The organism is Xanthomonas euvesicatoria pv. euvesicatoria (assembly GCF_020880415.1).
Taxonomy (GTDB): Bacteria; Pseudomonadota; Gammaproteobacteria; order Xanthomonadales; family Xanthomonadaceae; genus Xanthomonas; species Xanthomonas euvesicatoria.
In genome coordinates, this window is sequence record NZ_JAJIUJ010000049.1 from 46,553 (window position 1) to 68,915 (window position 22,363).

Annotated in this window: 16 protein-coding genes and 1 pseudogene; 8 read left to right on the forward strand and 9 right to left on the reverse strand. The window is 63.9% G+C overall.

The features are described from left to right. Position 1: 1 nt before the first annotated feature. The 3 genes from LN450_RS08700 to tssB all read right to left on the reverse strand — a co-directional run bounded on the left by LN450_RS08700 (position 2) and on the right by tssB (position 2,621). Positions 2-505, reverse strand: coding sequence for an Hcp family type VI secretion system effector (locus tag LN450_RS08700; RefSeq protein WP_008571946.1), 504 nt, complete (start codon positions 503-505; stop codon positions 2-4). Between the two features lie 99 nt (positions 506-604). After that, a complete protein-coding gene (gene tssC, locus LN450_RS08705; protein ID WP_039416769.1) occupies positions 605-2,122 on the reverse strand; it encodes a type VI secretion system contractile sheath large subunit in 1,518 nt (505 codons plus the stop codon). Further along, entirely contained in the window at positions 2,115-2,621 is a 507-nt protein-coding gene (tssB, locus tag LN450_RS08710) for a type VI secretion system contractile sheath small subunit (protein WP_011347351.1), read from the reverse strand. The genes tssC and tssB overlap by 8 nt, the downstream gene beginning before the upstream one ends. A 683-nt stretch (positions 2,622-3,304) precedes the next feature. Here tssB and LN450_RS08715 point away from each other — a divergent pair. The 3 genes and pseudogenes from LN450_RS08715 to LN450_RS08725 all read left to right on the forward strand — a co-directional run bounded on the left by LN450_RS08715 (position 3,305) and on the right by LN450_RS08725 (position 4,875). After that, positions 3,305-4,267 (forward strand): hypothetical protein, encoded by a 963-nt coding sequence (locus LN450_RS08715; protein ID WP_011347349.1) that lies wholly within the window; start codon positions 3,305-3,307, stop codon positions 4,265-4,267. A 27-nt stretch (positions 4,268-4,294) separates the two neighbouring features. Further along, positions 4,295-4,462 (forward strand): annotated as a pseudogene (locus tag LN450_RS08720) (DedA family protein); the annotation flags it as partial. Positions 4,463-4,596: 134 nt separating this feature from the next. Further along, positions 4,597-4,875 (forward strand): hypothetical protein, encoded by a 279-nt coding sequence (locus LN450_RS08725; protein WP_029819423.1) that lies wholly within the window; start codon positions 4,597-4,599, stop codon positions 4,873-4,875. Between the two features lie 318 nt (positions 4,876-5,193). Here LN450_RS08725 and LN450_RS08730 read toward each other — a convergent pair whose 3' ends face one another. The 3 genes from LN450_RS08730 to LN450_RS08740 all read right to left on the reverse strand — a co-directional run bounded on the left by LN450_RS08730 (position 5,194) and on the right by LN450_RS08740 (position 8,198). After that, complete coding sequence (locus LN450_RS08730; protein WP_011347347.1) at positions 5,194-6,228, reverse strand: Gfo/Idh/MocA family protein; 1,035 nt, start codon at positions 6,226-6,228, stop codon at positions 5,194-5,196. A gap of 243 nt (positions 6,229-6,471) precedes the next feature. After that, positions 6,472-7,785, reverse strand: a complete 1,314-nt coding sequence (locus tag LN450_RS08735; protein WP_011347346.1) for a PQQ-dependent sugar dehydrogenase — start codon at positions 7,783-7,785, stop codon at positions 6,472-6,474. Then, the gene (locus tag LN450_RS08740; RefSeq protein WP_011347345.1) at positions 7,782-8,198 is read right to left on the reverse strand and encodes a hypothetical protein; all 417 of its coding nucleotides are present in this window, start codon (positions 8,196-8,198) and stop codon (positions 7,782-7,784) included. Before LN450_RS08740 ends, LN450_RS08735 begins: the two co-directional genes overlap by 4 nt. A gap of 395 nt (positions 8,199-8,593) precedes the next feature. On the opposite strand from LN450_RS08740, the gene LN450_RS08745 reads away from it, so the two are divergent. Then, positions 8,594-9,967, forward strand: coding sequence for a serine hydrolase domain-containing protein (locus LN450_RS08745; protein ID WP_011347344.1), 1,374 nt, complete (start codon positions 8,594-8,596; stop codon positions 9,965-9,967). A 144-nt stretch (positions 9,968-10,111) separates the two neighbouring features. Here the strand turns inward: LN450_RS08745 and LN450_RS08750 are convergent, their stop codons facing one another. From LN450_RS08750 to LN450_RS08760, 3 genes are all read right to left on the reverse strand, one after another. Beyond that, a complete protein-coding gene (locus LN450_RS08750; RefSeq protein WP_049756418.1) occupies positions 10,112-10,816 on the reverse strand; it encodes a LytR/AlgR family response regulator transcription factor in 705 nt (234 codons plus the stop codon). After that, positions 10,813-11,853: a sensor histidine kinase gene (locus tag LN450_RS08755; RefSeq protein ID WP_011347342.1), complete on the reverse strand. Its 1,041-nt coding sequence runs from the start codon at positions 11,851-11,853 to the stop codon at positions 10,813-10,815. The genes LN450_RS08750 and LN450_RS08755 overlap by 4 nt, the downstream gene beginning before the upstream one ends. A 203-nt stretch (positions 11,854-12,056) precedes the next feature. Then, a complete protein-coding gene (locus tag LN450_RS08760) occupies positions 12,057-12,332 on the reverse strand; it encodes a hypothetical protein (RefSeq protein WP_008571932.1) in 276 nt (91 codons plus the stop codon). Positions 12,333-13,436: 1,104 nt separating this feature from the next. Here LN450_RS08760 and LN450_RS08765 point away from each other — a divergent pair. From LN450_RS08765 to LN450_RS08780, 4 genes are all read left to right on the forward strand, one after another. Further along, positions 13,437-16,172: a S8 family serine peptidase gene (locus LN450_RS08765; protein ID WP_039416781.1), complete on the forward strand. Its 2,736-nt coding sequence runs from the start codon at positions 13,437-13,439 to the stop codon at positions 16,170-16,172. 487 nt (positions 16,173-16,659) lie between these two features. After that, positions 16,660-17,775: an efflux RND transporter periplasmic adaptor subunit gene (locus LN450_RS08770; protein ID WP_011347339.1), complete on the forward strand. Its 1,116-nt coding sequence runs from the start codon at positions 16,660-16,662 to the stop codon at positions 17,773-17,775. Then, the gene (locus tag LN450_RS08775; RefSeq protein WP_011347338.1) at positions 17,768-20,860 is read left to right on the forward strand and encodes an efflux RND transporter permease subunit; all 3,093 of its coding nucleotides are present in this window, start codon (positions 17,768-17,770) and stop codon (positions 20,858-20,860) included. Before LN450_RS08770 ends, LN450_RS08775 begins: the two co-directional genes overlap by 8 nt. Further along, a complete protein-coding gene (locus LN450_RS08780; protein WP_011347337.1) occupies positions 20,857-22,341 on the forward strand; it encodes an efflux transporter outer membrane subunit in 1,485 nt (494 codons plus the stop codon). Before LN450_RS08775 ends, LN450_RS08780 begins: the two co-directional genes overlap by 4 nt. Positions 22,342-22,363: the final 22 nt, after the last annotated feature.

The window sequence follows — 22,363 nt, forward strand, 5'->3', positions numbered from 1 at the left end:
CTCAGGACTTCTTCACTTCCTGCATGTTGAAGGTGAAGTCCTTGGTGCCGCCCTGCTTCTTGCCCTTGTCGTCCTGCGGCTGGAACGAGTACTTGAACTTGCCGAAATGCAGCGTCACGTTTTCGGTCAGACGATCTTCGCCACCGCTGCCGCCGGTGGACACCGAGGTGATCATCACGCCCTCGCTCAGCTCGATGGTGACGTAGTCGGTCTGCTCGCCGGTGGCGTTGGTCACGTACAACGTGGCCGAATCCACACGCGCACCCGTGCAGCAAGCATTGAGCAAGGCGTTGGAGCAGCTGTCGACGTACTTGGTGACGGAAATATCCTGCACGTTGGCCTTGCCGCCGGCCGCATAGCCGGCGCCGGTGTGCAGGTTGCCGGTGTTGCTGGTGCCCCATGACCAGGCAATGATCGGCACTTCGTCCTTGTGCTTGGAATGGTTGGACGCGCCCTTGATCTCGACGTCGCCCGAGCCGAATTTGAGATGCATATCGAAAGCCATGGAACTTCTCCAGTGGTGGGTGGTGCAGGAAAGGGAGAGCCGACCCGGCGGCTATGCCAGCCGCAGGTCGTTAGTGTTGAAAGCCAAGCCTGAAAGCGGTCAGGCGGCTTGCGCCGATGGCAAGCGCGAGACCAGGCGTAGCGATACCGTCAGGCCTTCGAGCTGGTAATGCGGGCGCAGGTAGAATTTGGAGGTGTAGTAACCGGGGTTACCCTCGACCTCTTCGACCACCACTTCGGCGGCGGCCAAGGGCTTGCGTGCCTTGGTTTCTTCGCTGGAATTGGCCGGGTCGCCGTCGACGTAGTTCATCACCCAATCGGTCAACCAGCTCTGCATTTGCTGGCGCGTGCTGAACGAGCCGATCTTGTCGCGCACGATGCACTTGAGGTAGTGGGCGAAACGGCAGCAGGCGAACATATACGGCAGCCGTGCGCTCAGCGCTGCGTTGGCGGTGGCATCCGGGTCGTCGTACTCCTCGGGCTTGCCCAGCGACTGTGCACCGATGAAGGCGGCCATGTCGGTGTTCTTGCGATGCACCAGCGGCATCAGGCCCATCTTGTCCAGTTCCGCCGAACGGCGGTCGGTGATGGCGACCTCGGTCGGGCACTTCATGTCCACACCGCCGTCGTCGGCCGGGAAGGTGTGCGTCGGCAGGCCTTCCACCGCCCCACCCGACTCCACGCCGCGAATGCGCGTGCACCAACCGTACTGCTTGAACGAGCGGTTGATGTTGACCGCCATCGCATAGGCCGCGTTCTGCCAGGTGTAGCGCGACGAATCGGCGCCCTGGGTGTCTTCTTCGAAGTCGAACGCTTCCACCGGATCGGTCTTGGCGCCGTAAGGCAGCCGTGCCAGCGTGCGTGGCATGGCCAGCGCCAAGTATTTGGCATCCTCGCTCTGGCGCAACGACCGCCATGCCGCGTAATCGGGTGTGGAAAAAATCTTGGCCAGATCGCGCGGGTTGGAGAGCTCGCTCCAGCTTTCCATCCCCATCAGTCCGGGACCCGCAGCGGCGATGAAGGGCGCATGCGAGGCGGCCGCAATCTGGCTGATGCCGCGTAACGTGTCGACATCCTGCGGGCTGTGGTCGAAGTGGTAATCGCCGATCAGGCAGCCATACGGTTCGCCACCCAGCTGACCATACTCGGCTTCGTAGATCTTCTTGAACACCGGGCTTTGGTCCCAGGCGGTGCCCTTGAAGCGCTTGAGGTTCTTGGCGAGCTCCTTCTTGGACACGTTGAGCACGCGGATCTTCAACTGCGTGTCCGATTCGGTATTGCTCACCAGATAATGCAGGCCGCGCCATGCACCCTCCAGCGCCTGGAAGTGCGGTGCGTGCAGGATGAGGTTGAGTTGCTCGGTGATCTTGCGGTCGATCTCGGCAACATACGCATTGATGGTCTGCGCGAGATCGTCGCTGATGATGTCGCTGCGTTCCAGCACCTGTTCGGCCAGGGTGCGCACAGCCAACCGCACTTCTTCGCCGGCGCGTTCGCTGCGTGGACGGAATTCGCGAGTCAGCAGCGCCGCAAAGTCGTCGGATTGACTGGTTAGCGGCTGGGCATCGGCAAGGTCTTGGGTAGCGGAAGAATTCTGGGTCGCCATGGGGTTACTCATCCGTCGACTTGGGGGCCGCGACCAGCGAGCGCAGCAAGGTGGGATCCTTGATCGCATCGGCGATCAAGCGCTCGGCGCCGGCCTTTCCGTCGAGATACGTGCCCAGATTGGCCAGTTGGGTACGCGCTTCCAGCAGCTCGGCCAGCGGTGCCACCGTTTTCACCACGGCGGTGGGCGAAAAATCGTCCAGGCTGTCGAAGGTGATATCGACAGGTAATTCGCCGCTGCCGGTGAGGGTGTTGGAAACGCTCATTGCCACCCGCGGTTGCATGGCACGCAGCCGGCTGTCGAAATTATCGATATCGATTTCCACTGCATCGCGTGCTTCCAGCGCCGGCAGGTTTTCTGTATTGGCGCCGGACAGGTCCGACAACACACCCATGACGAACGGAACCTGCACCTTCTTCTGCGAGCCGTAGATCTCGACGTCGTATTCGATCTGCACGCGAGGCGCGCGATTCCTGGCAATGAACTTCTGACTGCTGCTGCGAACGGACATGCGGCCTCCGATGATCTGCGTGGTTGCTGGACGCTGCGGTTGCAGCGGCCGTGTGGCAAAGGCGTATCCCTTGCACCGGATGTGCATCGTGTGCGTTGCCGTCGGCGGAATGAAATCGAACGCCGGGATGGCAGGTATGGGTGTGCGTGATGGGCTTTCCCGCAGGATCCAATGACAACCACAGCGCACGCCGGCGGAGCACTCGAATGCGCTGGCTTCTTCCGTGCGGCATCCAATCGCTGGCTAGCCGCTGCCCATTGCGTCAAGCGGCGAGGCAATCCCCACGGCCACGCATTCGTTCAGGTAATCGCAGTCCGCGCAGCCTTCGATGGGAGTCGGATCTTGCGCACAGCGAATCGCTGGCATATTTCCGAGATGGACACGCGTGGCACGCGCCGTGGTTAGACCGTGCGAGCAGGCGGCACGATGCGAGCATGCGTCATGGCATGGCGGCGAAGACGCTGATCACGCTGCGCCATGTCCGCTTGCCTGCATGCAGGCAAGCGGACATGGAACTGGGCATCAAGATGATCAGTGCACTATTGCGGGGCAGATAGCTTCAATCGGATGCGTGCATAGGTGCCATACGACCTCACCTCGTGCCGCCTAGGCTACGATCTACGGGCACTACATCACTTGTCCGCTACATACGGATGCAACACCGTCTCTGTCGGGTGCCTCTCATGTCTGATTTGCCGAACTACACGTCTGGCCCATTGGCAGGTTGCCTGTTGGCGTCTTTATTGATGTGTGCGAATGTCGGTTGGGCTGGCGCACCCGCGCCGGTCTCGGCTACACCACCGAAGGCGGACGTCGATCTGTCCAGCACGTCCTTGCGCGCGCGGGTCCAGCCTGCACACGAAGACAGCCTGAGCGCCTTCTCTGGTATCGATCAGCGCGCACGGGTGCATCAGCTAAGCGACCGCGAGTGGGCCTTGGTCGAACGCGCGATTGACGCATTGCCTGCGTTGCACCGTCAGATCCTGCAACAGCGTCTGGCGCGACTGAGCTTCGTTGATGCGCCCTGGAGTCCGGGTACGGCATTGACACGCGAGTACGACGGCGCCGATGGCAAACCGCTCTTCGAGATTACCGTGCGTGGAGATGTCCTCGACACCTCGCTCAGCGCCTTTCTCACCGGCAAGGATGCCCGCCTCTTCACTACAGACGCGTCGGGATATCGCATTCAACTGGATGCAGGGGCGGTTCCTGCTCTGGAGTATCTGCTGCTGCACGAAGCAACTCACGTCGTCGACAGCACCTTGAAGATCACCGCCGACGGCGGCCCTTTCCGCGAGATATGGACCGACTACCGCAGCTTGGCCGCTCCACTCGATCGCGGCCCGCTTGCGTCCTCCGTCTACCGGCGCAAACCAGCTCAGCCCCTGTCACAGGCACCGATGCTTTATCGGGCTCTGGCCGAATCTCCATTTGTGTCGTTGTACTCCACCGCTTCGGCAGGCGAAGACTTTGCGGAGCTTATCGCCTGGCGCGAGCTATCGCAGAGTTTCGGTGTCGGATTAACGATCTGGATACGCGACAGCTCCGGCAATGTCGTTGCGCGGTTCGACCCACTCGCCTCGACATCGGTCCAAGCGCGCATGGCCAAGGCAAATGCGCTCCTCATGAAGCTAGAGCGGCCGTGAGGCTTTGACCCATCTAACTTAGGAGATGGCAAATGGCCGCTGCTGCTGAGCTGGATGCCGGTCATCGGTGACCCGTTCACGCTCGCCGCCGGGGTCATGCGCGAGCCGCTGCGTGCGGTGGTGCCTCTGCTGGTCGTTGCCAAGACCGCACGCTATGCCGTGGTTGCATGGGCGACGCTTGCGGTTGCGCGATGACTGCCTGCCGTTGCTGATGCTGATGACCCGAAAGCGCCAGATTCCAGTGCCCACGAGCGCTTAACGCGAACCGCATATGCTGTCGGCGCTGCAGGGTAGCTGCAGCGCATGAGCGACACGACAAAGGAGATTGTATGAAGCAGCTACAGACGATGATCCTGGCTGGTTGCCTGATGGGGCTAAGCTCGATGGCCTACGCCGAAGTTGCCAACCTGACCAACAGCGCCGAAGGCGCCAATCGCGATGCAGGCATCGCGGCGGTGAAGAAGAAATTGCAGGAAGCCTGCACATCGCGCAACGGCACGCCGGATCTCGGCTCGTTTGAAGTGGTGTTCGAGAAGACCAGCAAGAATCCGGATGTTCCCAAGCCGTATTATGTCGACGGCAAACTCAAGTGCGATCTGCCGCAGTAAGTCTGGTTTCGATTGCTTGCACCGCAATATTGACTCACTGCAACGCGCAACTGGACTGGCGCCCCTTCTGTAGTGGGGGCGCCTTTTTCATGATCTTGAAATGCGGGACATGCGCCAGACGCTTTCTCGTTGCCACCAGGACAATCACAGGCCGTTCTACAATGTTCTTGGCTGAAATGGCCAATGCATGCGTGCAGAGAATGCGCGGCCATTGACCAGAGGTACGTGCTGCGATCCTCTGCCTGCAGTCCTCCAAGAGCAGATTCTTCCTGGATGGATGGCCGCCCTGCCCGCGCGTCGTCTCGGGTGGTTGCGGTCCTACACCATCCCTAGCTGCGAGCGCGCCACGTCCAAAGTCGTCATGATCTGAATGACCTCGTCGAGCGGATGCAGCGGCGATTCCATCAATCCCTGGCCGATGTAGCGAGCAGCTGCAGTGGCTTGCCAGGAGAGCGCGCGATAGCCGTCAACACCGGTGGGGTCGGTCCAGAGCAACGGTTCGATGGCGTCGCCGTTGCCGACCAGACGCAGCGTGGTCGGGTTATGGAAATCGCCTGCCAGATCGATACGGCCGGCGCTACCGGTGACATAGGCGGTGGAGCTGCTACGGGCCACGATGGAACTGACCAGGGTGGATTGCGCGTGCCCGCCATGCGACAGCACCACGGTCGAATAGGCATCGACGCCGGTCTGGGTGAGCGCGCCCACGGCCGTGATTGCGCTAGGTGCGCCCAACACCATCGAGGAGAACTGCACGGTATAGACGCCCAGGTCGAGCAACGCCCCGCCCCCGAGTGAAGCATTGCGTTGCCGATGCAGTGGATCGCGAGGCCCCGACTGACTCAGGTCTGCGAACACGTGGCGGACATCGCCCAACGCTCCATCGGCCAGTAGCTTGCGCACTACCGAGGTGTGTGGAAGATAACGGCTCCACATGGCCTCCATCAGGAACAGTCCGCGCCTACGCGCTTCCTGCACCAGGATGCGGGCTTCCTGCGCGCAGGTGGTCATGGGCTTTTCGATCAGGACATGCTTGCCCGCACGAAGTGCGAGCAGGCCATGTTCCAGATGTTCGCTGTGTGGGGTCGCAATGTAGACGATGTCGACGTCCGGGTGATGGACGAGCGCCTCATAGCTGTCACAGGCGTGTTCCATCGCCCAGGTATCGGCGAACGTCTGGGCACGTTCGCGGCTGCGCGAGGCCACCGCGAATGGACATTGGCGCGTATTGCGACGCAAGGCATCGACGAATGCGGATGCGATCTTGCCGGGACCCAGCACGCCCCAGCGCAATGCCGGTTCGCCCTGGCCTGGCAAGAACAGGTCCGGCGTCGGGAATGTGGTCGGTAGCATGAGGATGTGCTCTGCATCGATGGTGTGGTGATGCTAGCAAAGCGCCGACGATGTCAACGACGATGCTCCCCAGGATGCGTCGCTTGCAGGGCATCGACACCTGAGTGAGCGCGAAGTCTTCATGGCATGACAGTGCACGCAATCGACATCGCGCCTCGTTGGAAGCAGCAATCAGCATGGCCGACTGCAGCGACGATCCCGGAGCGTGCAACACCGGGATCGTCACTGCTCGGCTGGTCCTGCCTACTGGGGCGCAGCGGCCGCGGCGTCTGGTGTGACGCGCCAGACGATGTTGGCCAGATCATCGGCAACGATCAATGCACCGCGTGGGTCGACCGTGACACCCACCGGCCGGCCGCGGGTCTTGCCATCTTCGCCATGGAAGCCGGACACGAAGTCGATTGGGTCGCCTGCCGGGCGACCGTCGCGGAACGGCACGAACACGACCTTGTAGCCAACCGGCGGATTTCGGTTCCAGCTACCGTGCTCGCCGACGAAGACGCCATCGGCGAACTTGGCGCCCATTGCGCTGGAAGAAAATGCAACGCCAAGGGCGGCGACATGCGAACCCAGGGCATAGTCCGGCACGATCGCCGATGCCACCTTCTGCGGATCTTGCGGCATGACGCGCGCGTCCACGTTCTTGCCCCAATAGCTGTAAGGCCAACCGTAGAAACCGCCTTCGCGTACCGAGGTGAGGTAGTCCGGCACCAGGTTGGGGCCGATTTCATCGCGCTCGTTGACCACTGCCCACAACGCACCGCTACCCGGCTGGATGGCCAGCGCCGTGGGATTGCGGATACCGGTCGCGTACGGTTTGTGCGCGCCGGTTGCGGCATCCACCTGCCAGATCTGCGCGCGGTCGAGCTCGACGGCCATGCCACGTTCGGTGATGTTGCTGTTGGAGCCGATGGCCACATACAGATAGCGGCCGTCCGCGCTGGCAGTGAGCGCCTTGGTCCAATGATGATTGATGGCCGACGGCAGGTCGGTGACCTTGGTGGGCGCCCCGCTCGCCCGGGTCTGGCCCTGCCGATACTCGAAGCGTACCAACGCATCCTGGTTCGCTACGTACAGCGCCTCGCCAATCAGCGCCAGCCCGTAGGGCGCATTGAGTTTGTCGGCAAACACCGTTTTCAGTTCGTAGGTGCCATCGCCATCAGCATCGCGCAACAAGGTCAGGCGATTGCCGCTCTTGGCCTTGGAGGTGCCCTTGGCCTTGATCGCGCCGGCAATGACATCCTTTGGCTTGAGGTTTGGCGCGCCGCCACCACGGCCTTCTGCCACCAGGATGTCGCCATTGGGCAGCACCAGTGTCTGGCGCGGAATGCCAAGATCCTTGGCGATCGGGGTGATGCGATAGCCTGCCGGCACGGTGGGCTTGCGCTCGTTCCAGGCGGTGGGCTCGGCAATCTTCATGTCGGGCAGCAAGCCGCGATCCGGCTCCGGCAGTTCCGGGGTTGCGCCGCGCTGACTGACCTCCGGTGCCTTGCCGCATGCGGCCAGCGCTGCGGCTAGAATGGAGACGGTGATGAGACTGGTGGTCTGACGCTTCATCGTGCACCTCCTACGCGCAGACCGGACAATCCTGCCCAGGTCGCAACCAATGCGAACAACGTCGCAATCGCGGACAGCGCCAGGGCTGCCGGCATGACGGCCCATGCGTCGCGGGCATGATGCAAGGCGTCGAAAAAGCCCACGATCCACGTAGCAATGAGCGCAATGATGTAGATCAGGTTACGGCTTCCGCGCACCAACGCGACGATGGCGCACACCAGCGCAATCGTGGTCAACACCATCGCGCCTACCAGCAGCCAGGATGCGAAGTTGCTCCACTGGATCTGGTAGCTGCTCCAGTAGGCGTAATCGCTGAGCAAGGCGCCGAGAAACAGCGGCCACACACCGCCGAGCACGGCTGCGTGGAACGGGTGGACGGCCCATGGACGGGCCGGAACGGTCGTTGAATTCATAGCGGACTCATTGGGGGCAATGGCGAAACGTGCCCCGATGCTGACAGCTTGCATGTGATGAGCAGCGTGATATTCGCGCAATTCGTGCCCGTGCAGATAACCGAAGCTGGCGCTGCCTAGTGCCTTTCGAACGCACGCAGGCTGCATCTATTGTCGCGTTCGATGCCTGGGCAGCCTGCTGCCGGGCTGCCTGGGAAGTGCCACCGCATGTCCATAGCGCCCACGCCCTGACCCCACGCGATGCCGGGCCACGTGCAGCGCAGACCGTCACTTACGGCTCCCGCTCATCCGCTCCGTCGACCGTTCGATGCCTGTCTCGACCGCACGTCATGCATCGCTGGGCGATGCACGGCTCCGCTTCCAAGCTGCGCTCCATCCACTGAAGGAGCAGGTGTATGAAGACAATTGCGATGATGCTGCTGGCTACCGCGCTGAGCATGGCCGGCACGGCCCGCGCGACGGGAACCACACCGCCGGCGTCAGCCACGGCCGAATTGGCGCGCGAGGCCGCTGCGTTTTTCAAGGACAGCCAGCCGGGCGGCGTGGTGCTGGTGACGCGCGGCGATCAGGTGCTGCTGCGCCGGGCCTACGGCATGGCGGACATCGAAAATGGCGTGGCCATGCAACCGGACGCGGCAATGCGGCTGGCTTCGGTCAGCAAGCAGTTCACCGCCATGGCGGTACTGCAACTGGTGCAGGCGGGCAAGCTGCAACTGGATACCTGCCTGGAGTCAGTGGACCCGGCGCTGAGCGGCCCGCTCGCCAAGGTCACCGTGCAGCAACTGCTCACGCATACCTCCGGCATCAAGAATGTCAGCAGCATCGCTGCCTCGCGCGCCGCGCGACGGGAAGACACCGATGCGCGGAGCCTGATGAACTATTTCAAGGACCTGCCGCTGGAGTTTGCTGCGGGCACGCGCTTTCGCTACAGCAACTCCAACTACATCGTGCTGACCTATCTGATCGAACGTATCACTGCTCAGCCCTACCCGGTCTATATGCAGCAGTCGCTGTTCCAGCCGCTGGGCATGCTGCATACCCGCTACGATGACCATCTCACCGTGATCGCCCAACGCGCGCATGGCTATCGCCGCGCGCAGGGCCAGTTGCAGAACGCCGACTTCATCAGCATGTCGCAGCCGCAAGGCGCGGGCGGTCTGATCAGCACGGTGGACGATCTGGCGATCTGGCACCGCGCATTGCGCGACGGCTTGCCGGTGTCGGCATCGCTGCTGGCGCAGGCGATGCGCAAGACCACGTTGGCCGATGGCAGCGCCTCGCCCTACGGCTTCGGCTGGATCATCGGCCAGGTAAACGGCATGGCCGACGTGGAGCATGGCGGCTTCATCAACGGCTTCAACAGCTATGTGATGCGGGTGACGCAGCCGGACGTCTTCGTGACCGTATTGACCAATGCCGAGTTCCTGGATCCGACCAACCTGAGCGTGCGTCTGGCCGCCATCGCCGCCGGGCATGCCTATGCGGCGACGGTCGCGCTGCGCAGCCAGGACCGCGCATGGCTGGGCCGTTATCGCTTTGCTGCAGATGATGTCCGCGTGCTTGCGGAAGTGGACGGCGCGCTGCAACTGCAGCGCGAGGGAGAAGACCCGGTTGCCGTGCTGCCGCATGCCGACGGCCGTTACTACCTGGGCGAGAGCCTGGATGCGTTGAGCTTCAACAACGACGGCAATGGCAACGCAGTCATGACCATGCACGACCGCTTGATGGGTGACAACAGCGGCACTCGCGAACCGACCGGGGACAACTGACAAGCGGCTGCGCGGCTGCCCTCCGGCGGAATCGGTGCACAGAGTGGGCATATGCCACACGCATGCCCCGTGGCTCGCGTGCGCCATCGGCACTGATCTGGCAAATTGCCCCCACGTTGCCAGCCACCCAGAAACCGCCGAAAGCTAAAGGCTAAGCAGCTCTCTGAAGCGTGCGCTCTGGCGGCGGGACACTTCCACTTCCAGCCCACCGCGCAGGGTCAGCATCAGGCCGCCGTTGCTCCACGGTGCAACCTGCTCCACGAAGTCGAGATTGACGATGTACTTGCGGCTGGCGCGGAAGAATTTGTCCGGCGCCAGCTGCGTTTCAATCGCCCCGAGCGGCCGATACAGCAGTGGCGCGTGGTTCTGGAAGTACACCCGGCTGTAGTTGCCGACCGCCTCGATCAACCGCACATCGCGCGGCTTGACCAGGAAGCAGTGCTCGCCGTCCTTGATGAAGATGGCGCTGTCCATCGCACGCCGCACCGGCGGGGCGGCAACCGCGTCGCCTAGTTTCTCGATTGCCTGGGCAAGCCGCTGCGGTTCGATTGGCTTGAGCAGGTAGTCCACCGTGTTGTAGCCGAACGCCTTGAGCGCATGCGCGTCGAAGGCGGTGGTGAAGATGATGCGCGGAACCCGACTCAGGCGCTCCAGCACATCGAACGCGTTGCCGCCGGGAAGGTCGATATCCAGAAAGACCACGTCCGGCGTAGCCGATTCGATCAACTGCACCGCACTGTCCACATCATCGGCATGGCCCAGCACACGCAGCTGCGGGTAACCCTTGAGCTGATGCTCCAGTTCGAAGCGGGCCAGCTCCGAATCTTCCACGATCACCGCTTCAATCACGCGCCCTCTCCAATCCATACATGTGCCACCACACACGTGCCTTCTTCATGTAATTGCAGACCGGCATGTGATCCGAACGAGAGTTGCAGGCGTTGCCGCAGATTCGCCAGGCCCGTGCCGCCGCTGCTGCCGGCTTGCAATCGCCCGCTGTTGCGCACATGGATATGCAGCGCATCATCCTGCACGGCAATGCCTACCTGCAGATCGCCGACGCTGCTGCTGAGCCCCAGACCGTGCTTGATCGCGTTTTCCACCAGCAGCTGCACGCAGAATCGTGGTACCCGTCGCAGCAATGCGGCTGCATCCACGTGTTCGGCATAGCGCAGGCGCTTGCCGAGTTGCATGCCGACCAAGCCCAGATAGTCGCGCACGACCGCCATTTCTTCGTCCACGGTCACCAGGGCTTCTTCGCCGCCGGTGAACTGGTAGCGCAGCGTGCTGGCGAAGCGGGTGATCTGTTCGCGTGCCAGCTCTGGATCGATGAGGATGAGCGCTCGAATATTGTTGAGCGTGTTGAAGGTGAAATGCGGGCTGATATGGCCGAGCAGACGTTGCAACTGCGCCTCCTTGAGCGCCAGCCGCAGATCGTTCTGATGGCGAGTCGCTTCGGCTAGCCGCGTCTGTCTGCTGATCGACAGGTAGAGCAGGCTCCAGGCGATGTAGGCCGGCCATAGCAGGGCCGTGCCCGCGATCATCGGCTGCGCCTCGGACAGCGCCATCAACCCCGGCGAGAATCCGCGCAAGCACAGCAGTACGCCGTGGACCGCCACATCAACGCCCAGCGCCGCCAGCAGGCTGGCAACCAGCAACAGGCCCAGCCAACGCACTTCGCCGTAGCCATCGGCTTGCAGTGTTCGATAGAGCCGGCGCAGCAGCAGGCTGCCCAGCAACCCGCCCACGCTAAAGCCAGCCACTGCGGCCAACTGCAGCCCATCGGGCACCGCTTCCTCGCTAGGCAGAGCGACGTAGGCAATCGCCAGGAACAGCGACCAGCCCAATGCCTGCATCAGCCAGAACATGCGCCCTACTCCGCGCATGCCGGGTCTTTCCTTGCCTCTGTCACGCAGCCTCATCTCCGTCCGGCATGCCAGCGACGCGTGCCACCGATGCCCAGGCAGAGAATAGGGCCGAGTGAAGGCGATTGCACGATATGGATGACCGCCGATGCTTTCTCGGTGCATCGCTGCATCGCTGATCGCACCGGTCGACAACGTAGCCGCCGTGTGCTGGCGTCTGCGCGCTAGCCCTGTGCGTTGCCGGGCGGGGTCGAGCGCGGGCGCGTTTGCTTCTTCAGCAGTTCGCCGATGTATTGCCGGGCCAGTTTGCTGCCGATGTCCACTGCAGCCTGCAGCGAACCGAAGGTGGGAGAGCCCGTCAACGGCACCGACTGCCCGCCTACCTGCAAGGTGTCCAGTACCACGCGCTGGCGCTCTAGCTGACGGGCCACCACGGCATAGGCAATGCCATGCAGCGTGCCTTCCATCGTCAGCAGATCCTCGGGCGATGTGGTGCTCATCCCCAGCGAGCATAGCGACGATCGATCAGCGGGGCAGCAGCACACCTTGAACCGTTTACACGACCGCAGTCTGCGCTGCAGCGAGCATCGCCAAACCTGTCGCCGGCACAGGTGGCGTTGCGCGGCGATCGGCCTTGTGTGATGTAGAACCGCGATGGGGCGTGGCAGAACCTGGCCGCCAGCGTGCGCCGAACGGCGACACCGGACGCAGCCGCGCAGCGGCAGGCGATGCGCTTCCCGCCCATGACGGTAAGCGTCATCGCTGGCGTTTGACCCGGCCTGCCGTCGGGGAATGCAGCTGCGCGTGTCGGAATTTAAATCCACACACAGGAAAAAAACACGCGCCATTCAGCTGCGCCCCCGTCTGAAAGATCAACGACCTGAGGCTGCGAGATTTATTCGAAATTGCTGCCCGGTGTTTAAGCAAGGTGGCGAACTGGTGAATTTGACCCACCTGAAGTGCTGGATTACGCACAATGGGGGTTTGCGCCTGACCTTGCTTATTATATTCCCGTAAATATATTCAACGAATCGGCAAGAGGAAATGAGCAAATTAGTATAATTTTGCCAGTATCAGTCCGGCCACGAACGTCCTGCGCTAGAGCCCGTTAGATCCGCTAACTCGCGCTTGAATTCGCTACCCAGCGTAGTGATTTCACCGACAAGGCGGATGCGATTCCCTGATTCACGAAGACCGCAGTCGCATTTAGGATTGTCGCCCCGCGAGATTTGTGACGCATTATTGTTGAGTACGCTCCGACAATAATCTGCAGGCTCACCTGCTAATGCGCCTCTAATTCGTTTTGGCTATGGATTAAATCGGCAAATCCTATTTGGGCGATTTTTCTCTGAATAGCAACTGTCCATTCAGATTTCAGAGATCTCAGATAGCGCCGTTAAACAATCTCGCAAGCACTGAGTAATACCAAACGTATTTTTCAGATGCTCCGCGGGCGCACTCGTGGGGAAAAGGCGCAGCGGTCGAGAAATGAATAACGCGTGAAATTAATGCCTTCGCTGGCGATCGCCGGCGAGGGGTCCTTCTGCGCCAAATTTGAATCACCAGCAGTAGCGGCGCACTCAATAACTGGAACCGACCAACCAATGAATCGCTCGCTACTGGCAACCACCATCGCCTCCTGCCTCGTCCTGACCGCCTGTGGCGGCGGTGGCGGTGGCGGCAACGTGCGTAGCGACGCACCGCAGACCACGGTGATCGCGCCGACTCCGACGACCCCGCCGCCGGCAGCGGACCCGCTGCCCAAGACCACGCCCGCGCCGACGCCGGCTCCGCCACGCTATCAGGGCGTGGGCAGCAATCTGCTGGTGCCGACCAATGCGGATCTGGCGCAGCAGGCGGGCGCGCGGGGCCAGGGCGTCAAGCTGGCCGTGCTGGACGACAACCTGGTGCCCAGCTACGCACCGATCAGCGGCAAGGTCGACAGCTTCAACGATTACACCGCCAGCCCAGGCACGCCCGAGTCGTCGGCCAATGCCTTGCGCGGCCACGGAACGATTGTGTCTGCGCTGGTGCTGGGCTCCGCGCAGGACGGCTTCGCCGGTGGTGTCGCGCCGGATGCAGACCTGTTCTATGCGCGCATCTGCGCCGAAAATTCCTGCGGCACGCAGCAGACCCGTCGTGCGGCGGTGGACCTGGCCGCGGCTGGCGTGCGGATCGCCAATCTCTCCATCGGTGCCTCCTACCCCGATGCCGCCTCCAGTGCCAACGCTGCGCTGGCCTGGAAATACGCACTGACCCCGTTGGTGCAGGCCGATGCGCTGATCGTGGCATCCACCGGCAATGAAGGCGCGGCAGAAGCTTCCTACCCGGCGGCAACGCCGGTGCAGGAAGCCAGTGTGCGCAACAACTGGCTGGCCGTCGGTGCGATCAACATCGATAGCGCCGGCAACGCCGCCGGCCTGACCAGCTATTCCAATCACTGCGGCGCCGCCGCGCAGTGGTGCCTGGTCGCGCCGGGCAGCTACACCGCCCCGGCCCTGGCCGGCACCGAATTGCAGGGCCAGATTGCCGGCACCTCGTTCTCCACCGCCGCCGTCAGCGGTGTCGCCGCGCAGGTGCTGGGCGCGTATCCGTGGATGAGCGCTTCCAACCTGCAGCAAACCCTGCTGACCACCGCCACCGACCTGGGCGACCCGGGCGTGGACGCGCTGTACGGCTGGGGCCTGGTCAATGCGGCCAAGGCGATCAAGGGCCCGGGCCAGTTCGCAAGCAACTGGGCGGCCAATGTGACCGCTGGCTACGACAGCACCTTCAGCAACGACATCTCCGGCGCGGGCAGCCTGACCAAGAACGGGGCCGGCAAGCTCACCCTGAGCGGCAATAACAGCTATACCGGCGGCACCAGCATTAGCGACGGCGTGCTCACACTGTCCGGCAGCCTGCGTTCGGATGTGATCGTGTTGAACTCGGCCACGTTCGAATCGCGCGGCGGTGTGATCAACGGCAACTACAGCCTGGTCAACGCGACCGGCACCACGGCCGTCGAACTGGGCAGGGGCCTCACCGTCACCGGCCAGGCCAGCTTGAAGGGCAATCTGCTGTTGCTGCCGGAAGCGGCCGGCTACACCGTCGGCAGCACCGAGAAGATCGTCAAGGCGGGCTTCCTGCAAGGCACGTTCGATCGCGTGCAGTACGCCAACAATTTCTTCTGGACCGCGGCACTGTCCTACGACCCGACCACCGTCACCGCGACCCTGACCCGCAATGCCTCCGCGGCCAGCGCACAGGCGGCCGGTGCACCGCAGTCGGTGGTCAACGGTGCCAACCAGGCCGACGCGCTGGTCAAGGTGCTCGATACCCGGGTCGCCTCGGGCGACACCGACAACCTGGGTGGCCTGATCAGCGCCACCGGTTCGCTGATTGCAGCATCCGATGCGCAGGTTGCCGCGTCGCTGCCGACCCTGACCGGCCAGGTGCACGGCATCGAGCGCACGCTGGGCTTCCAGTCCGCGCTCAACGACGCACGTGTGGCCGCCGACCGCCTGCCCTACCTGGCCGACACCACCACGTTGACCACCTGGATGCAGGGCAGCTACCTGGACGGCAATCTGGGCCGTAGCGGTTTCGCTTCGGCCGATTACACCCAGCAGGCCACCACCTTCGGCGTGGATCTGCCGATGGGCAGCGGCGGCACCATCGTCGGTGCGGCCGTGACCTCCGGTCAGGACCGTGCGCACATCGCCGCGTCTTCGAGCCGTCTGCGCTCGGACCGGTATGCGATGACCGCGTACCTGTACCAGCCGATCGGCCAGGCGTATCTGTCGGCGATCGGTTCGTACGGCATGAGCAACGTCCAGACCGAACGCAACGTGCAGGCCGGCAGCATCGGCGAGCGCTTGCAGGACCGTCGCCACGACACCAACTGGTCGGCGCGCGCGGAAATCGGCCTCATGCCGCATGCCGGGTTGTCGCCGTTCGTGGCCGCCGGTGTGGTGAGCCAGACCCAGGATGCCTTCAGCGAAGCCTCGGTGACGGGCCTTGGCCTGAGCGCGAACAGCGACACCCTGCGCGCAGGGTACGGCGAGGTGGGTGTGCGTGGCCATCTGGCGCGCGGCAACTGGGGCTTCGATGGTCTGGTGGCCTATCGCTCGCTGCTGGGCAACCCGAATGCCGACTTCTCTGCGTGGTTCACCGGCCTGCCGGAAGCGCGTTTCAATGTCGCCGGCGAGCCGGTGTCCAAGCAGTCGCTGCGCGCCTCGGTTGGCCTGCGTTACCAGCTCAACGATGCGTTCTCCATCTACGGCAACGTGGGTGCCGAGCGCGCTCGTTCGGACACCAACAGCATCAACGCCAACATCGGTCTGCGCTGGCAGTTCTGATTGCAGCCGATGCAGCGGTGCTGCAGGCGATGCACGTGACGATGTCACGCACACTGCTGCGTGACAGATAAAAGAAGGCCCCGGCATGTCCGGGGCCTTTTCGTTGACGGCCGCGTGCCAATGGCGAAACCGCCAAGCGCTTGGCTGACACGGCGTCTTGCGTGCCGGCCCCGCGCAGACGATACGAAAGTATATCGATGCGATGTCCATGGACTGGCGAAAACGCCCGAAAACCCCTGGTTTCGCGCGCTGACGGCTGGCACCATGCACGCCATCGACGCGGCTGCAGCACGCGTTGCAACTGCGCCGGCCCGGATGGCTGGCGCGCAACTCACACCTGTGGCGATGCGCCATGGGTGCCAGGCGATGCCGATGTACGCCGCTGCCGGCAGCGCGCGTAGATCCATCGCCGATGCAACCGCGGCCTGCGTTCGCGCATCGCAGGCTGCGGGTGCAACGCCTTCCCTCTCCCCGTACGAGTCATCGCATGTCGTCCCCCTTCCTGCGTTCTACGCTGGCAGCTGCCTGTGTGTGCAGCTTGCTGGCCGGCTGCGGAGCCACGCCGCCGCCGGCTGCTCCCTCGCCGCTGCTGATCCACACCAACACGCAGGTGATGGTGCCGGCGCACTCGCCCCTGCGTGCCAGCCTGCGCGTGCAGGCCGTGCGCAGCCAACCCATCGCCCCGCTGCTGCAGATGCCGGCGGTGATCGACGTGCTGCCCGAGCGCCTGGTGCGCGTCGTGCCGCCGTTGGCCGGGCGCGTGGTCGCACTGCCCAAGACCCTGGGCGACACCGTGCATGCGGGCGATGTGCTGTGCGTGCTGGATTCTGCCGAACTCGCCAGTGCCTACAGCGATGCCGGCAAGACGCGCGCCACGCTGGAACAGGCGCGCCTGGAACTTGCCCGGCAGAAGGCGCTGGCAGTGGACAGCATTTCCGCTGCACGCGATCTGCAGGCGGCGCAGCAGGCCTTCGACAGCGCGCAGAACGATGCACGGGCGGCCAGCGATCGCCTGGCCCAGCTGGGTGTGGCTGCGCAGGCGAGCTCGCACCGGCGCTATGTCGTGCGTGCGCCCATTGCCGGCCGCGTGGCGGAGCTGAGCGCTGCGCTGGGCGGCTTCTGGAACGACACGTCGGCGTCACTGATGACGGTGGCCGATATCTCGCAGGTGTGGCTCACCGCCAGCGTGCCGGAACGCGAGATTGGCCAGGTCTTCGAAGGTCAGCCGGTCACTGCCAGCCTGGATGCCTATCCTGGCCAACGCTTCGTCGGCCACGTGCAACACCTGGACGATTTGCTCGACCCCGCCACCCGCACGTTGAAAGTCAGGGTGGCCTTGAATAACCGCGACGGCCTGCTCAAGCCGGGCATGTTTGCGCGCGCCCAATTCCAGTCGCGCCCGCAACAGGCATTGGTGGTGCCCGATAGTGCGCTCTTGCAGATGGGACTGTACACGCGGGTGTTTGTCGAAACCGCGCCGTTCGCTTATCGCTCGCGCATCGTGGCCACCGGCCGCGCAATGGAGGGCTATACCGAAATCCTGTCCGGCTTGAAGGCCGGCGAGCGTGTGGTGATCAAGGACGGAGCCTTGCTCAATGATTGAGGCGATCATCACCACCTGCTTCCAGCGTCGCGGCATCGTCTGGCTGGTCTTCGTACTCATTGCGTTATACGGCACATGGAGCTGGACGCAGCTGCCGGTGGAGGCTTACCCGGACATCGCCGATGTCACCTCGCAGGTGGTCACGCAGGTCCCGGGCCTGGGTGCAGAAGAAGTGGAACAGCAGATCACCGTGCCGCTGGAACGTGCGTTGATGGGCACGCCCGGCCTGCATGTGTTGCGCTCGCGCAGCCTGTTCGCCCTTTCCTTGATCACGCTGGTCTTCGACGATGGGACGGAAGGCTACTTCGCGCGCCAGCGTGTGCTGGAACGCATCCAGGCGGTCACCCTGCCCTATGGCGCAATTCCCGGGCTCGACCCATACACCTCGCCCACCGGCGAGATTTATCGCTATACGCTGGAATCGAAAACACGCAGCCTGCGCGAGCTGTCGGACCTGCAATTCTGGACGGTGATTCCGCGCCTGCAGAAAGTGCCAGGCGTGGCCGATGTGACCAATTTCGGCGGCCTTACCACGCAGTTTTCGCTGGCGCTGGAGCCGGACCGCCTGACCCGGTACGGGGTGTCGTTGCAGCAGGTCAAGAGCGCCATCACCAGCAACAACGCCGATGGCGGCGGCAGCGTGATGGATCGTGGCGAACAAAGTTACGTGATCCGCGGCATCGGCCTGCTGCATTCGTTGCAGGACATCGGCAATGTGGTGGTGAGCAGCAGCAATGGCGTACCGGTCCTGGTCAAGGACCTAGGCCAGGTGCGCTACGACAATGTCGAGCGACGCGGCATTCTGGGCAAGGACGGCAACCCGGACACGATCGAAGGCATCGCGTTGCTGCTCAAGGACAGCAACCCGTCGGTGGCCTTGCAAGGCATCCACAGCGCCGTGGAGGAGCTCAACAACGGCGTGCTGCCCAGGGACGTCAAGGTGGTGCCGTACCTGGATCGGACCGCGTTGATCGACGCCACGCTGCATACGGTGAGCGCCACGCTGACCGAAGGCATGCTGCTGGTGTGCGTGGTGCTGTTGATCTTCCTGGGTAGCCCGCGTGCGGCGGCGATCGTGTCGCTGACCATCCCGCTGTCGTTGCTGATCGCCTTCATCTTCATGCACCACCTCAAGATTCCGGCCAATCTGCTGTCGTTGGGCGCGATCGACTTCGGCATCCTGGTCGATGGTGCGGTGGTGCTGGTGGAAAACGTCTTGCGCCTGCGCGAAGAAAACAGCCAGCGTGCATTGACGGCGCGCGATGCGATCGACGCCACCCTGCAGGTGGCACGGCCGATCTTTTTCGGCATGGCCGTGATCGGCTGTGCGTACCTGCCGCTGCTGGCGTTCGAACGCATCGAATACAAGCTGTTTTCGCCGATGGCCTACGCGGTGGGCGCGGCCTTGATCGGTGCGCTGCTGGTGGCGCTGACACTGATTCCTGGCCTGGCGTGGCTGGCGTTTCGCAAGCCGCGCAAGATGATGCACAATCGCGTACTGGAAACACTGGGGCAGCGCTACCGCGCATTGCTGGAACGCAGCGTGGGCCGACGCGGCTGGCTGCTGGCTTGCGCGGCGCTGGCCCTGTGCGTGCTGGCGGTGTTGGGGGGCAGCATCGGCCGCGACTTCCTGCCGTATATCGATGAAGGATCGCTGTGGCTGCAGGTGCAGATGCCGCCAGGCATCACCTTGGACAAGGCCGCCACCATGGCCAATGCCTTGCGCAAGGCCACGCTGGAATTTCCCGAGGTCTCGTATGTGGTGACCCAGACCGGGCGCAACGACGATGGCACCGACTACTGGACGCCTTCGCATATCGAAGCGAGCGTGGGCCTGCGTCCCTACAAAGACTGGCCGGCCGGCATGGACAAGCAGGCATTGATCGCTGCGCTCGGCGCACGTTATGCACGGATGCCCGGTTACACGGTGAGCATGATGCAGCCGATGATCGACGGCGTGCAGGACAAGCTCTCCGGCGCGCATAGCGATCTGACCGTGAAGGTGTTCGGCGACGATCTGCAGCAGGTTCGCGGCGTTGCCGACCAGGTGGCTGCAACCTTGCACAAGGTGCCGGGCGCTGCGGACATCGCCGTGGATGTAGAGCCGCCCCTGCCCAACCTGCAGGTACGTTTCGACCGCGCGGCGGCAGCACGCTATGGCATCAATGCGGCCGATGTGTCGGATCTGATTTCCACCGGCATCGGCGGCAGCCCGATCGGGCAGATGTACATCGGCGAGAAGAGCTACGACCTCACCGTGCGCTTTCCGCAACGGTATCGCAACGATCCGCAGGCCATCGGCGCGTTGCGCCTGCGCACCGCTGCCGGCGCCGAGATACCGCTCTCGGCGGTGGCCAGCATCATCACCACCAGTGGCCAGAGCGTGATCGTGCGCGAGATGGGCCGGCGCAACATCATCGTGCGGCTCAACGTGCGCGGCCGCGACCTGTCCAGTTTCCTGAGCGATGCGCAGGCCACGCTCGCGCGGCAAGTGCACCTCGACCCGCAGCACATGCAGCTGGTGTGGGGTGGCCAGTTCGAGAACCTGCAGCGTGCCCAGGCGCGCTTGCTGGTGGTGCTGCCAACCACGTTGTGCATCATGTTCGTGTTGCTGTTTGGCGCATTCGGCAACCTGCGCCAGCCGACATTGGTGCTTGCCGCCGTGCCGCTGGCCATGATCGGCGGGTTGGCTGCATTGCACCTGCGCGGGATGACCCTCAATGTCTCCAGCGCGGTAGGTTTCATCGCCCTGTTCGGGGTGGCGGTCCTGAACGCGGTGCTGATGCTCGCGCAGATCAACCGGCTGCGCCAGGACGTGGGCATGTCCTTGCGCGAGGCGGTGGTGGCCGGTGCGGTGAGCCGCATGCGTCCGGTACTGATGACCGCAACGGTGGCAGCGCTTGGCCTGGCACCGGCAATGCTCGCCACTGGCCTGGGCAGCGATGTGCAGCGCCCGTTGGCCACCGTGGTGGTTGGCGGCTTGGTCACCGCCACGGTGCTCACCTTGGTGTTGTTGCCATCGCTTTACTACCTGATGGAAGCCTTCGTCGCAACGCGCCAGGGCCGCCCGGAGACGACCGCATGACCGACGTTCGCAACGCATTGCTCGCCGGTGCCGTGGCGGTATCGCTCGCCGCCTGCGCAGTGGGACCGGACTTTCAGCGCCCCGCTCTACCTGCTGCCGATCGCTATACCGCCAATGCGTTACCGGCAACGATCGTGGACGCCGACGCGGCGCATGGTGGTGCGCAGCAGTTCGAGCCCGGGCAGGACGTGCCGGCCGCCTGGTGGCGCGCCTTCGGCTCGCCGCAACTCAATGCTGTGGTGGAGCGGGCCTTACGTGCCAATCCGGACCTGCAGGCCGCCGACGCAGCGCTCCGGCAGGCGCAGCAGACGCTGGCCGCACAACGCGGTGCCTGGCTACCGCAAGCGGATCTGCATGTGGATGCCAGCCGGCAACGCGATTCGGTGGTGCCGGCGCCAGATGCCGGCATCGACACACCGTATGCGCTACGCACCGCCCAACTCAGCGTCAGCTACACGCTGGACGTCTTTGGCGGTACGCGGCGGCAAGTGGAAGCGGCCGGTGCGCAAGCACAGGCCCAGCGCGATCAGCGCGATGCGGCGTACCTGAGCCTCACCGCCAACGTGGTGAACGCGGCCATTGGCGAGGCGGCCGTGCGCGCGCAACTGGAGGCTGCGCGCGCGCAGGTCGCCATCGCCGAGCAGCTCTGCACGCTCACCGAACGCCAGCAGGCGCTTGGCGCGCTCGGTGCAGCGCAGGTGCTGGCCCAACGCACTGCGCTGGCACAGGCACAGGCCGCGGTGCCGGGGCTGGAAAAACAGCTGGAACAGCAACGGACCCTGCTCGCGATTCTGGGCGGGCAGTTGCCTGGCGACGCTGCGGGTGCGCCGTTTACGCTGGACACGCTGCAATTACCGGCGCAATTGCCGTTATCGCTGCCCTCGCGGTTGGTCGATCGCCGCCCGGACATCCGCGCCGCCGAAGCGCAGGCGCATGCTGCCAGCGCATTGATCGGCGTGGCGGCCGCTGCGCGCTTGCCATCCATTACCTTGAGTGCGGCCGGCGGCGGCTCTGCTTCCAGTGTCGGGCGCATGTTCGCGGCCGGCAATACACAATGGTCGGTGGCCGGCAGCCTGCTGCAACCGCTGTTCCATGGCGGCGCGCTTGCGCATCAGCAACGGGCGGCCGAAGCTGGCTACGCGCAGGCCATGGCGCAATACCGCAGCGTGGTGCTGAACGCATTTGGCGAGGTTTCCAACGCGCTCACCGCGCTGCAGAGCGACGCGCAGAACCTGCGCGCCTGTGCCGATGCGCAGGCCCTTGCGGAGCGCACGCTGGCGCTGGTGCAACGTCAACAGGCGGTCGGTGCGGTGGGCATGGCAGATCTGCTGCAGGCGCAGCAGGCCTACCAAAGCACGCAGGCCGCCACGGTCCAGGCACAAGCCGCCCGCTACACCGACACCGTGGCGCTGTATCAGGCCCTGGGTGGCGGGCCGTGGTGGTCGCCAGCGGCCCAGACGCCCAAGCCCGCGGCTCCATGAATCACGCACCGCAGCCAGCGCC